Genomic DNA, 11,346 nt, shown 5'->3' on the forward strand with positions numbered 1-11,346 from the left:
ATACAAAAGCCTCCCGAGAGAGGCTTTTGAAAACATTGGAATGGTGGAAAAAGTTTTCTACAACTCAAAAGCGTAGGCTACACGAGCTACAACTTGCCCGATACCTTCATCGCCTGATTCGTCGATAAAATCTTTCAAATATTCGTAACGTAAACTAAAGTCGATCACTTTTGTAGCATAACCTACTCCAGGCGATAACAATAAAGAAGTTTTATCGTAATTGTTGGTCACGGCAAAAGCAGCGCCGGCTTCGCCAATCAAATAAAACTCATTTTCATACACAAAAACTTTGAATCCAGCTTTCAAGGGAATAAAACCTAAATCGTTGTCTTTTCCGCTAACGAAAAAGTTAGTAAAGCCCGTTGTTAGGGTTAAAGAAGTTTTTTTGTTAAGTCGTATTGCAAGCGAACATCGCCGCCTAGCGAGAAATCATACGGATCGTTTAGTGGCAAACCACCGTTCAATCCAAATCCGAGTCGAAAGCCCTGATCGTAGTTTTCAATTGCCGTTGCGATAGTTTCTTGACCAAAAACGCTTGGTGCTGAAAATCCGATTACAAGAGCCAAACAAAAAGAGCGTAAAGTATTTTTCATATAAGTAAACCAAATAGTATTGGTCTGAGCTGCAAAGAACCGCCTTTTTTAAAGCTTAGTCTTACGCAATTTCGTTTAAGTTTTATGATATTAATGACCGATAGTCGGAATACAGTGCGCTATCTTTGCCCGATTTTTGTTGCTATGAAAAAGTATTTTGCAGAGTTTGGTTATAACTTGAAACTGGCGTATCCAGTAATGCTTGGCATGGTTGGCCATACCTTAATTTCGATCACCGACAACATTATGGTCGGAAAGCTGGGAAGCACCGAACTTGCTGCCGTTTCGTTGGGAAACAGCGTGATATTTATTGCGATGTCGCTCGGAATCGGATTTTCGACGGCCATAACGCCCATTGTTGGCGCTGCCGATGCTGCAAACGACAAAACCACTTTAGTGAAGGCGCTCAAGCAAGGATTGCTGCTGTGTAGCGTTCTTGGTGTTTTACTTTTTGGCGTTATTTTTCTTTCGAAACCGCTGTTGCGCCAACTCAACCAACCTGCAGAAGTAATTGCCTTAGCAGAGCCGTTTATCGATTACGTTGCCTTGTCGCTGATTCCGTTGATTGTTTATCAAGGTTACAAGCAATTTGCCGATGGGATGTCGCAAACCAAATACTCGTTATACGCCATTATTCTTGCCAATGTTGCGCATGTAATTTTGAACTATGTATTGATTTACGGCATTTGGATTTTCCCGAAGTTAGGAATTATTGGTGCTGCTATTGGAACGGTGATTTCGCGCATACTCATGGTTGTGTTTATGCACCTAATTACGCGTTATTCGAAAGGCTTGCGCGAATATTTCGATGCCTTGCCAACGGTTTCGTTTGACCGAGAAATTACGCGAAAAATAATTCGCATCGGCATACCGTCGGCGGCGCAAATGCTGTTCGAAGTACTTTTATTTACGGCTGCCATTTGGTTAAGTGGCATTATCGGCACCAATGCACAGGCGGCGAACCAAATAGCGCTTTCGTTGGCGTCGCTCACGTTTATGTTTGCGGTAGGATTGGGCGCTGCGGCCATGATTCGTGTGAGCAATTACGTTGGAGCACAAGATTTTAAGAAACTTCGGTTGGTGGCGCAATCTGTTTTTTTACTGACTGTTTTCATCGAAATTGTCTTTGCTTTGGTGTTCATTGCGTTACACCAGATTTTACCGGAGCAGTTTTTGAATATGGAAAACAATACGCAATTGGCCGATAACACAGAAGTAATTGCCATTGCAGCGAAATTATTGATAGCTGCTGCCTTTTTCCAGATTTTCGACGGCATGCAAGTGGTTGTGTTGGGTGCTTTACGCGGCATGCAAGACGTTAAAATTCCGATGTACATTACGTTTGTGGCGTACTGGATCGTTGGATTTCCGCTGTGTTATTATTTGGGAATCAAGCTCGAATACGGAGCAGAAGGGATTTGGTTCGGATTGTTGGGCAGTTTAGCAACGGCCGCTTTTTTGCTGTACGCCAGATTTTTATATTTGAGTAAGAAATTCATCATCAATAATAAAATTGACAACCCAGAAAGTGCGGTAATACTGCCGTCACATTAAACTTTAACTCTATGGAACTACCCAAATTTGTACTTGGCGATAATACCGATTTTCCGGACGATATTTTTGTAATTCATCTTGATTTTCCGCGCTTTGTAATTAATTTACGAAACGATGAAGTGGAAATTATCGACGATATTGAAGAAGCCGAGGAACAAGAATTGAGCGAAGAATTAGAACGTTTAATCGTAGAAGCGACCGAATTTTACGACCGCGAAATTGCGCGTTACAATGAGTAGTTAAGATTTTAAAAGATAAAAAATGTCTTCGAAAAGATCTCTTTGCAGAGATTTATAGTAAAGCATTTTGTTTTAGTTTTTTCATTATTTTTGTGTTATGGCAAAGCAAGAAAAAAATAGAAAAGTATCGGTTGCTGCTGTACGAAGAGCTAATGAGAGCTTAGTTAAACAGAGCAGATCACNAGGCACGGACGAATTGTGGGTTAGCTTGGGAACATGATACGTAAAAAGGTGAACGTCACAAAGTCTATCCCGATGGCTATCGGGACTAGCTTCCCGAAAAAGATACGTCAAGTGGTGAACGTCAGGATTCCGATAGCTATCGGGACTAACATCCCAAAAACGATGCGTTAAGTGGTAAACGTCACGAAGTAGCGCTTTTCGCAATAGCGATTGACGCGAAAACCCCACAGCGAGGAGGCACGACGAAGCGAGGAGTTGCAGCAAAAAGCGCGGGCGCCGCTTGCACTCATTTTCGATGAAGCAAAATCGTTGCGGCGCATTGCCCAAAAACAAAAAATGATACGCTTACTTTGAAGGTAAAAGCTGCGATTCCGTAAATTCTTTGTAACCACGACACCGCTCCATTTAATCCAATTCTAAATCGAAGGTGCGGCGCAGCTTGTCAAGCAACGGATTTATTTCTACCAAACGATTGTACTTGTCTTGAGGCGTAATATAACGTTTCGGCTTTGCGTTTTCATTAACCGCAACTTCGATGTCGATGTCGTGATTTTTTAAATGTCCGCGCAAATAGCCCAAAAGTGCTGGAATTTCCTTTTCAAAATCGAGCTTCGAACCTTCGTTCGGAAAAGTCACAAAAACTTGCGTTCCTTCCAAGCGCGGTTCGTTCATTAGCAGTAACGATTCGGCAATTTTTTGTCCGCTATCCCCTAATTTCTGCGCGTATTTCGACCAGTAAATGCGAAAATCTGTTTCCGTAAACGATTCGCGCAGATGTATATCGGTCGATGGTCGGAGTTCCAATCCCGCTGCTTTTTGCAGTTCTTTTTTTAACGCTAAGGCTTTTAACGACGTTGCCGAAACATACGAACCGCTTGCTAATGCGGGAATTTGCGGACTACTCGGAGCCGCTGGTTTTGCTATTTCTGCTGCTTGATTTTCGACTTGGGCAGAAGTAACGACTGGAGTCTCAGATGGTGTACTTTGGTTGCTAACTGCGGGCGTTTCTTGTGCGGCGACCTGACTGTTAGGCGGAATTATGAAAAACCTAGATTTTTTTTTTCAGGGTCGGCAGTTAGCGAACATATTTGCATCAGGCAAAGTTCGAGCAGTAAACGCTGATTTTGAGACGATTTGAAGTTTAAATCGGCCGCATTTGCTAAGTCGATGGCGCGCAACAAGAAATCTACCGTTACCGTTTGCGATTGTGCGGCATATTTTTGTTTGGTAAGTTCGCCAGCTTCAATTAAATCGAGCGTTCCCGGATTTTTCACCATAAGTAAATCGCGAAAATGTAAGCCCAAACCAATAATAAATTGATGGCTATCGAAACCGCGACTCAAAATATCGTTGAACTGAATTAATGCCGCGGGAATATTCGCTTGACGCAGCTTTTCAGTCATTTCCAGATACACATCGTAATCTAAAACGTTTAGGTTTTCACTAACCGCTTTTCGACTCAGATGATTTCCGGCGTAAGTAACTACACGATCAAAAATCGACAAAGCGTCGCGCATAGCACCATCGGCTTTTTGAGCAATGATTTGCAAGGCTTCGTCTTCAAAAGTAACATTCTGACTTTTAGCTACTTCTGCTAAATAATTTTTAGCGTCGGTTACGGTTATGCGTTTGAAATCAAATATTTGGCAACGCGATAAAATGGTTGGCAAAACTTTATGTTTCTCGGTAGTCGCTAAGATGAAAATAGCGTAGGAAGGCGGTTCTTCCAAGGTTTTTAAAAACGCGTTGAAAGCCGCCAGCGAGAGCATGTGCACCTCGTCGATGATATACACCTTATATTTTCCGGTTTGCGGCGGTATACGCACTTGCTCTGTGAGCATTCGAATGTCGTCTACCGAGTTATTCGACGCCGCATCGAGCTCAAATACGTTGAATGAAAAGTCTTCATTCGGATCGTCGTAATCGGGCTGATTTACTTTTCGGGCTAGAATTCGCGCGCAGGTTGTTTTTCCAACACCACGCGGACCCGTAAACAGTAGGGCTTGCGCCAAGTGATTCGTTTCGATAGCACGCAATAAAGTAGAGGTAACAGCCTCTTGGCCAACTACATCTTTAAACGTGGTCGGGCGGTATTTACGAGCAGAAACGACGAATTGATCCATAAACGTATGTCTGCAACAAATATATTAATCTGTTTCAGAATGCCTCTTCTTTTTTCAAACTTAATTCCCAAATTCCAAGCAAGATTTTAAAATTAAATCAATCGTTTGATTTATTGCGTATTATGGAAAGTCATGTGCATTTTATGCTACAATTTCGATAGGAAACCGATATTTCCAACCTTAAAATTCAAACGTTAGTTATCAACAATTGGCAGTTCTTGAAACGACTTCTTTTCTTGTAAAATGGCAGAGAATTGGATTGTTTAGCCTGTAAAATCGCAAGTGCGTTACCGACTATTGCATGTTCAAAAAAAGTAGTGAATTTTCTTTCGAAGGAAAGTGCTACGCAATCTTGAAATTACTTTCTTTGTAAAAATTTAATTGATATGACATTAAGGTATTATGTGCTCTTAGCTTGTGTGCTTTTCTTTCAACTCCAGGCGCAAGAAAAAGAGGAATCGGTTTACAATTACAACGAAACGTTTGGTCCGGGATTTTACACAGACCATCCGTCGGGAACCAGAAGTACTTCGGGAGCTCCGGGCTATGCGTATTGGCAAAATCGCGCCGACTATGATTTGAAAGTTACGCTCGACGATCAAAATCGCACGGTAACTGGAACAGCAACAGTTAAGTACACCAATAACAGTCCGGATAATTTGCCGTTTTTGTGGATGTATGTGGAACAAAATCTCTTCAAAGAAGACTCACGCGGAAATGCAGTCGTTCCTTTAAAAGGTAGTCGCAACGGCTCTCGTGGTGAGAAATTCGACGGCGGACACAAAATCAAATCCGTTAAAGTAGTGTCGACAGTCGGGAAAACTACCACTGAAAAAGAAGTTCCTTTTCGCATTTACGATACGCGTATGCAAGTTGATTTACCTACAGCGTTAAAGGCAAAAGGCGGACAAGTTACGCTGAAAATTGAGTTTTCATTCGTGATTCCAAAACAAGGAAGCGATCGTCTGGGCATTTACGAAACACCAGCCGGTAACATTTTCCAAATCGCACAATGGTATCCTAAACTTTGTGTGTACGACGATATTTCAGGATGGAATACTTTGCCCTATCTCGGAGCTGGCGAATTTTATCTGGAATACGGCGATTTTAACCTGAGCGTAACTGCGCCGGCAAATCACATTGTAGTTTGCGGTGGTGCCTTGCAAAATCCTGCTGAAGTTTACACAGCCGAACAACAAAAACGCTGGGCAGCAGCTGCAGCATCCGATAAAACGGTATTCATTCGCACAGCAGAGGAAGTTTCGAATGCAAATTCGCGACCTACTGGTAAAAGTACACTTACGTGGAAATATGCGTTGAAGAATTCCCGCGATATCGCTTGGGCATCGTCGGCTTCTTTTGTTATTGATGCCGCTAGAATCAATCTTCCAGAAGGGAAAAAGTCGCTTGCAATTTCGGCTTATCCAGCAGAAGTTAAAGACAACGACGGATGGGGAAGATCAACCGAATACACCAAAGCGTCAATAGAGCATTACTCAGAGAAGTGGTTTCCATATCCGTATCCAGTAGCGGTAAATGTTGCGGGTGTCGTTGGCGGAATGGAATATCCGGCAATTGTTTTCTGCGAAGCGGAAGCGAAAAAAGCAGCTTTATGGGGCGTAACCGATCATGAATTTGGTCACATTTGGTTCCCGATGATCGTAGGAAGCAACGAACGTATGTACGCGTGGCAAGACGAAGGTTTCAATACCTTTATCAATAGTTTAAGTACGGCTGCTTTTAATGGTGGCGAATATGATAATCCGAAACCAGACCGTCATGCCATGGCTGAAATACTTACAGGAAAAGACTTGGAACCTGTAATGGTAGCACCAGATAACTTACAAGAGCGCAACTTAGGTTTATTAGCCTACGAAAAGCCATCGACTGCACTCGATATCTTGCGAACACAAGTGCTTGGAGAAGAGCGCTTTGACAAAGCATTTAAAACGTACATTGAGCGTTGGGCATACAAACATCCAACTCCGTACGATTTTTTTAGAACCATGGAAAACGTTGCCGGCGAAGACTTATCTTGGTTTTGGCGTGCTTGGTTCAAGAATAATTGGAAACTAGACCAAAAGATTGTAAAAATAAAGTACCCGAAAAAAGATCCTAAACAAGGTTCGATTATCACCATCGAAAACCTTCAGCAAATGGCTATGCCGGTTACGTGCAAAATTACGTACAAGTCAGGCGGATCGCTTACGGTAAAGTTACCAGTAGATATCTGGCAACGCAATAAGGTATGGACGTTCAAAGCAAATTCTACCGAGGAAATTGGAAACATCATGTTAGATCCCGACAAAGTTTTGCCAGACAGCAATCCGGCAAATAACCTTTGGAACTCGGTAACCGGTGAAATCGAAAAAGCACCAGACTTGGAGAAATTCCTCGGAACGTACAAAAGCGATAAAGCTCCCGTAACTTTAACCTTCACCAATGAAGACGATGAATTGAATATCGAAGTAGTAGGTCAAGGGAAGTTCCCAATTCAATCGATAGGACCAAACAAGTATTCATTTCCGGAAGCTGGTTTAACCGTTGAGTTTTTAGAAGACGGAAAAACCGCGAACATCAGTGTTCAAGGACGCACAATTCCGTTCACAAAGCAGTAAGAACGTTTAATAAACTTTTTAATGCCTGAATTTAAGTTACAAACTTGAATTCAGGCTTTTTTTTTTGACTATTGATTGCAGTTTAAAACGGTACCAGGAAACCTGAGTTCGATTTAAAAATTGCGGTCAGAAAACAGATGAATGGTTGAATACAAGGCAGATTTGTTTTGGGATACTGTAGTATCGCAAAAAAATCTAACGAAGTAGACAGCCGTTCATCTGTTTAGCGTGGAAGTTGTTACTTTTCCTTGCTGTTTGATTTCGCAACTTATTGATTTCGAGCAATCTGACAAAGATTTTTAATCGAACTCAGGTTGGATGTAAAGCAGTGGTTCACAAAAACCTTCCGCTCCATCGAGAGTAATAAAAGAAAATTGCCCAAAACGAATAAAACTCATTTTGTTATTTAGAACTTCATTTTTTGTAAATCAAATTATTTTAATCTTAAAACAATTATTTTTTATTGATAAACAATAAATAATTATCTTTGACCAAAATATTAAAATGATTACTATGACTTCTAAGAACAAATTCGTTTGGAACCTAATTCAGTTGGTTTGTTGGTTGATATTTGCTGGTTTGTGCGTACAAGCAGGGACGCTCGTCTTTAATTATGTTTACAGCTTGTTCCGACCCATTGCGGCATACAATTTAGATTCAGGCTTAAATTTAGCAGCGCTGTACAACCGGAGTATCGCATTGTATTCGTTGTTGTTTTCATTTCTTATCGGTATCGCCGTATTAAAAGCTGTTACGTTTTACTATGTACTCCGTTTGTTTAAAGTGATAAAGTTGGTAAATCCGTTTACTGAAGAGATTTCTAAACTGCTTTTAAAAATCACGTATCAGGCGTGTTCTGTGGGCGCTCTTTGTTTCTTAGCGCAACGTTTTACGCAGCAGCTGTCACATCGCGGATTTGATTTGCAGCTTGTAAGCCGATATTGGAACGACAGTGCAGCCTACCTAATGATGTCGGCTATACTTTTTGTAGTGGCCTTAATTTTTAGAAAAGGAATTGAATTACAGCAAGATAACGACCTAACCGTATAAATATGCCCATAATTGTAAACTTAGATGTAATGATGGCTAAACGAAAAATGTCGTTAAATGAGCTGTCCGAAAAGGTAGATATCACTCTTTCAAACCTTTCTATCTTAAAAACAGGAAAAGCAAAAGCCGTCCGATTCAGTACGCTAGAATCCTTATGTGAAGCGCTCGATTGTCAACCCGCCGATCTACTCGAGTATCGTCCCGGCGAGGAAAAGAAAAGTTGAAACAGGTATTAGTCGATTACGTGATCTGAAACAGAAATGGTTTTGATAAAGATTATCGCATCATACATTTCGGAAAATTTCTTCTTGTACAAATTATCGCGCTTTGGGTTGTAGCCTGGTCCACCGAGAATTAATTGCTTTTTTATCGATTTAAAAAAACTAGTTTCTTTCTCGGATAGGTCGGTAAGGTCAAGAAAGTAATTGTCGTACTTTGCTTTGTTTAGTAATTCGGCGTATGTCCCGGAGGTCGGTTCGGCAATCGTGAATTTTTTCCAGCCCGAATTATCTTTAGATTCAACGATATAACCTATAACGGTGCCCGAACCAAAGTCGAAACCCACGCTGTAGTAATCGTTTTTGTAAAACTTTCTAAGGTGATATCCCAAATTCTAAGTACACGACAAAAATTGTATTAAATTAATTTCCAGCTTATTGAACTTTGATAATAAGCAATTTGACAAATAATCTAATCCGAGTTTAAAAACGGATACTGCTCNAAGATTATCTCTTTCCACTTCTATCTGATTTCATAATTTATTGATTTTAAGCGATGTGACAAAGATTTTTAATCGAACTCAGGTTTTGAGGTTATATTTGCACGGAAAATCAATACGTATATGAGGTTAATAGCTGTTTTCTTGATAGTTACACAAATGTTAAGTGCTCAACAAATTAACAGTACCGACGCAAAAGGACTGAAGCAAGGATTGTGGCGAGGCTTTTATGAAACATCGAAACGCATTCGTTACGAAGGCAACTTCAAGGACGGAAAAGAGGTAGGTACCTTTAAATTCTTTGCAGACGATAAGAATTCTACCGTAACTGCCGAGCGCGTTTTTTCTGATTTAGGGAAAACAGCCTACACTAAAATTTACGAAAACGGCTTTTTGAGTTCGGAAGGCAAAACGGTTAACAAAAAGAAAGAAGGTTTGTGGAAATACTATCACCCGAAGTCGACCGTCGTAGCTTTGGAAGAGTTTTACAAGAACGACAAGCTCGACAGCATTCGTAAAGTATACTACCTGTCGGGTAAAACCGCCGAGGAAGCGTCGTATAAAAACGGTCAGAAAAACGGGACATACAAGAAAATCACCGAAGAAGGCATTGTTTTGGAAGAAACCATCTATATGAACGATCAGTACGACGGTGATGCCATTTTCCGCGAAAGCGATGGTAAAGTAGCGTCGAAAGGCAAGTTTGTAAAAGGCGAAAAGAAAGGCTTTTGGGAATTTTACAAAGACGGTAAGCTAGATAAACGCGAGAAATATCCGTTAACCAAGAAAACCGTCGCCAAGAAAGTAAAGTAAGGACACACATGCAACTAACCGAGCAGCCAATTTTTTGCTAAAATGAGCGTCTGCAAAAGACGTTAATGGGAAGCACCGTATATTTGCAGCAGGAATTTTAGGTATGAAAAAAGTAGTAGTTGGGCTGTCTGGTGGTGTCGATTCGAGTGTGGCAGCCTATTTGTTGCAACAACAAGGATATGAGGTAATCGGACTTTTCATGAAGAATTGGCACGACGATTCAGTGACCATTTCAAATGAGTGTCCGTGGTTAGAAGACTCAAACGATGCTTTACTGGTAGCGCAAAAGCTCGGCATTCCGTTCCAAACGGTCGATTTAAGTGAACAATACCGCGAGCGCATCGTAGATTATATGTTTTCTGAGTACGAGAACGGCCGTACACCCAATCCAGATGTTTTGTGTAATCGCGAGATTAAGTTTGATATCTTCTTGAAAATCGCTCTTGACTTAGGAGCCGATTTCGTAGCTACGGGTCATTATTGCCAAAAGTCGAGCACAACTGTTAACGGAAAAGAAGTTTTTCAACTTTTAGCTGGCGCCGACGCCAATAAGGATCAGTCCTATTTCTTGTGTCAGCTTTCGCAAGAGCAATTAGCTAAAGCCTTGTTTCCAATCGGACACCTACAAAAGGCCGAGGTTCGCGAAATAGCCTTGCAGCAAGGTTTGGTTACGGCGGGTAAAAAAGATTCGCAGGGTTTGTGTTTTATCGGTAAAGTACGCTTACCCGAATTTTTGCAGCAAAAGTTACAGCCAAAACCAGGTAAAATTGTGCAGTTAATGGCCGACGATCCGGTATTTGAACGCTCTATTTCCGACAATTCCGATACTTTGGTGCTCGAAGCTGCGCCGTTCGATTTAGCGGCAGGCATTCCTAAAGTAGTGGGTACACATCAAGGCGCGCATTACTTTACGGTAGGTCAGCGTAAAGGATTGAACGTAGGTGGCACCAAAGAACCTTTATTCATTATTGGCACCGACGTGGTCGAAAATATCGTGTATACCGGTTTGGGACAACAGCATCCCGGTTTATGGCGCAAGGCTCTGAAAGTTGCCAATAAAGAAGTGCACTGGGTTCGCGAAGACATGCGTTTGAAATTACACGAAACGTTTGATGTTCAGGCGCGTATTCGGTACCGTCAGCCTTTGCAGCAGGCTCAATTGTGGCAGCGCGAAGACGGACTCTACGTTTTATTCGACGAAAAGCAATCGGCAATCACCGCCGGGCAGTTTGTGGCTTGGTATTCGGGGAATGAATTGTTAGGTAGTGGGGTCATTGCGGGGTGAGAAGCGGGTCCCGATAGCCATCGGGATTGATGAATACACCCTTTTTACGTTTCATGTGTCCGCCTGAACCCGCGTATCATCGGTGCCTGAGCTCGTCGAAGGCTGGTGCCTAAGCTTGTCGAAGTCTAAGCGCAAAGACTTTTAGTATTAAGATTTAAGTATTAAGACTT

At 41.6% G+C, this 11,346-nt stretch carries 12 protein-coding genes; 7 read left to right on the forward strand and 5 right to left on the reverse strand.

Annotated elements, in window-relative coordinates; translation table 11 throughout:
- Positions 1-57 precede the first annotated feature (57 nt).
- Positions 58-261 (reverse strand): hypothetical protein, encoded by a 204-nt coding sequence (locus CHX27_RS15905; RefSeq protein WP_317048285.1) that lies wholly within the window; start codon positions 259-261, stop codon positions 58-60.
- 110 nt (positions 262-371) lie between these two features.
- Positions 372-593, reverse strand: coding sequence for a hypothetical protein (locus tag CHX27_RS15910; protein WP_317048286.1), 222 nt, complete (start codon positions 591-593; stop codon positions 372-374).
- A gap of 144 nt (positions 594-737) precedes the next feature.
- Here CHX27_RS15910 and CHX27_RS14330 point away from each other — a divergent pair, with 144 nt between their 5' ends.
- Both CHX27_RS14330 and CHX27_RS14335 read left to right on the forward strand, forming a co-directional pair.
- Positions 738-2,147, forward strand: coding sequence for an MATE family efflux transporter (locus tag CHX27_RS14330; RefSeq protein ID WP_094487443.1), 1,410 nt, complete (start codon positions 738-740; stop codon positions 2,145-2,147).
- Between the two features lie 11 nt (positions 2,148-2,158).
- Positions 2,159-2,386: a hypothetical protein gene (locus CHX27_RS14335; RefSeq protein WP_094487444.1), complete on the forward strand. Its 228-nt coding sequence runs from the start codon at positions 2,159-2,161 to the stop codon at positions 2,384-2,386.
- A gap of 588 nt (positions 2,387-2,974) precedes the next feature.
- Here the strand turns inward: CHX27_RS14335 and CHX27_RS14340 are convergent.
- Together CHX27_RS14340 and dnaX are read right to left on the reverse strand one after the other, a co-directional pair.
- The gene (locus CHX27_RS14340; RefSeq protein WP_243389019.1) at positions 2,975-3,373 is read right to left on the reverse strand and encodes a hypothetical protein; all 399 of its coding nucleotides are present in this window, start codon (positions 3,371-3,373) and stop codon (positions 2,975-2,977) included.
- 233 nt (positions 3,374-3,606) lie between these two features.
- Entirely contained in the window at positions 3,607-4,692 is a 1,086-nt protein-coding gene (gene dnaX, locus CHX27_RS14345) for a DNA polymerase III subunit gamma/tau (protein WP_094487445.1), read from the reverse strand.
- Between the two features lie 386 nt (positions 4,693-5,078).
- Here dnaX and CHX27_RS14350 point away from each other — a divergent pair, with 386 nt between their 5' ends.
- The 3 genes from CHX27_RS14350 (at position 5,079) to CHX27_RS14360 (ending at position 8,584) form a co-directional block, all read left to right on the forward strand.
- Positions 5,079-7,310, forward strand: a complete 2,232-nt coding sequence (locus tag CHX27_RS14350; protein WP_165764528.1) for a M1 family metallopeptidase — start codon at positions 5,079-5,081, stop codon at positions 7,308-7,310.
- Between the two features lie 513 nt (positions 7,311-7,823).
- Positions 7,824-8,360 carry a DUF2975 domain-containing protein gene (locus tag CHX27_RS14355; protein WP_094487446.1) on the forward strand — a complete coding sequence of 179 codons (537 nt, stop codon included), beginning with the start codon at positions 7,824-7,826 and terminating at the stop codon, positions 8,358-8,360.
- Positions 8,361-8,362: 2 nt separating this feature from the next.
- Entirely contained in the window at positions 8,363-8,584 is a 222-nt protein-coding gene (locus tag CHX27_RS14360) for a helix-turn-helix domain-containing protein (RefSeq protein ID WP_094487447.1), read from the forward strand.
- A gap of 8 nt (positions 8,585-8,592) precedes the next feature.
- Here CHX27_RS14360 and CHX27_RS14365 read toward each other — a convergent pair whose 3' ends face one another.
- Entirely contained in the window at positions 8,593-8,970 is a 378-nt protein-coding gene (locus CHX27_RS14365; RefSeq protein ID WP_094487448.1) for an erythromycin esterase family protein, read from the reverse strand.
- 231 nt (positions 8,971-9,201) lie between these two features.
- Here CHX27_RS14365 and CHX27_RS14370 point away from each other — a divergent pair, with 231 nt between their 5' ends.
- Positions 9,202-9,891 carry a toxin-antitoxin system YwqK family antitoxin gene (locus tag CHX27_RS14370; protein WP_094487449.1) on the forward strand — a complete coding sequence of 230 codons (690 nt, stop codon included), beginning with the start codon at positions 9,202-9,204 and terminating at the stop codon, positions 9,889-9,891.
- Positions 9,892-9,994: 103 nt separating this feature from the next.
- Positions 9,995-11,176, forward strand: coding sequence for a tRNA 2-thiouridine(34) synthase MnmA (gene mnmA / locus CHX27_RS14375; RefSeq protein ID WP_094487450.1), 1,182 nt, complete (start codon positions 9,995-9,997; stop codon positions 11,174-11,176).
- Positions 11,177-11,346: the final 170 nt, after the last annotated feature.

The organism is Flavobacterium aurantiibacter, from assembly GCF_002251775.1.
Taxonomy (GTDB): domain Bacteria; phylum Bacteroidota; class Bacteroidia; order Flavobacteriales; family Flavobacteriaceae; genus Flavobacterium; species Flavobacterium aurantiibacter.

Excerpts from the sequence above, each read along its gene's own strand:
- CHX27_RS15910 (WP_317048286.1), bottom strand. The coding sequence starts at position 593 with ATGAAAAATACTTTACGCTCTTTTTGTTTGGCTCTTGTAATCGGATTT.
- CHX27_RS14330 (WP_094487443.1), top strand. The coding sequence starts at position 738 with ATGAAAAAGTATTTTGCAGAGTTTGGTTATAACTTGAAACTGGCGTAT.
- CHX27_RS14335 (WP_094487444.1), top strand. The coding sequence starts at position 2,159 with ATGGAACTACCCAAATTTGTACTTGGCGATAATACCGATTTTCCGGAC.
- dnaX (WP_094487445.1), bottom strand. The coding sequence starts at position 4,692 with ATGGATCAATTCGTCGTTTCTGCTCGTAAATACCGCCCGACCACGTTT.
- CHX27_RS14350 (WP_165764528.1), top strand. The coding sequence starts at position 5,079 with ATGACATTAAGGTATTATGTGCTCTTAGCTTGTGTGCTTTTCTTTCAA.
- CHX27_RS14355 (WP_094487446.1), top strand. The coding sequence starts at position 7,824 with ATGACTTCTAAGAACAAATTCGTTTGGAACCTAATTCAGTTGGTTTGT.
- CHX27_RS14360 (WP_094487447.1), top strand. The coding sequence starts at position 8,363 with ATGCCCATAATTGTAAACTTAGATGTAATGATGGCTAAACGAAAAATG.
- CHX27_RS14370 (WP_094487449.1), top strand. The coding sequence starts at position 9,202 with ATGAGGTTAATAGCTGTTTTCTTGATAGTTACACAAATGTTAAGTGCT.
- mnmA (WP_094487450.1), top strand. The coding sequence starts at position 9,995 with ATGAAAAAAGTAGTAGTTGGGCTGTCTGGTGGTGTCGATTCGAGTGTG.